Origin of the sequence: Candidatus Protofrankia californiensis (assembly GCF_900634765.1) — a bacterium.
GTDB lineage: Bacteria > Actinomycetota > Actinomycetes > Frankiales > Frankiaceae > Protofrankia > Protofrankia californiensis.
Genome location: NZ_CAAAFT010000021.1, coordinates 20015 through 20862, shown reverse-complemented (window position 1 = coordinate 20862; position 848 = coordinate 20015). Strand labels below are relative to the sequence as shown.

1 protein-coding gene is annotated in these 848 nt (G+C 70.4%); it reads right to left on the bottom strand.

Annotated elements, in window-relative coordinates:
* Positions 1-55: 55 nt before the first annotated feature.
* Positions 56-805, bottom strand: a complete 750-nt coding sequence (locus tag DD1DGNOD_RS00860; RefSeq protein WP_430827737.1) for an HNH endonuclease family protein — start codon at positions 803-805, stop codon at positions 56-58.
* Positions 806-848: the final 43 nt, after the last annotated feature.

Here is an 848-nt window from a genome sequence, read left to right as displayed (position 1 = left end):
GTGCGGCTGGACCGGCTGGTGGGTCGGCCGGTGGGTGGTCGGCGCCGGTTGATCGTCAGTGGGTCTGCGTGGTGCCGAGCACGGGCTGGGTCAGGCACCCGCTCAGTATTCTGATCATTGCTTCCCGCTCGGTCGCATCCACCCACAGTCCGTAGCGGGCCTTCACTCCGATCTGCCGGGCCACGTACCGGCAGCGGTATCCCCGGTTCGGGGGTAGCCACTGCGAGGCGTCGTCGTCGCTTTTGTCCTGGTTCGTCGGACCGTTGACCGCGAGCAGGTTCTCCGGGTCGTTCGCGAATGCCAGGCGCTTGTCCGGCGACCAGAAGGCGGCCCCGGTCCGCCAGGCGTCCGCCAGCGCCACCACATGGTCGATCTGGACGGCGTCCGCGGCCCGTGAACGGTCGAAGCGGATGGTCCGGTTGGTGTACGGATCCTTCAGCTCGCCGGTCAGGACTATGCACGAGTTCCGCTTCATGGTCACCAGCGTCAGATCGCGGTGCAGGATGTCGTTGCGCGTGTCGCAGCCGTTGTCGTCGACGTCCGCCCAGGCGGGGCCGAAGTCGTCCCGCCGGTATCGCGGCGACGCCGTGGCCGGGTGCACCGGTATCGACTGCAGGGTGGCAACGGCAGTTCCGACGGTGACGACCTGCTCACGCCTGCCCGTCGCTCCGCCGGCGTCCGTGGACGACCCCGCGCCGTCGAGCGCCCCGCAGCCTGTCGCGGCGAGGCACATGGCGAGGCACAGCACAAGACCCACCGGCAACGTCCGCGCCCAGCCGCAGCCACGCGTTGCGGTGCCGCGGATTGCGGCGCCCCGGATTGCGGGGCCCCGGATTGCGGTGCCGCGC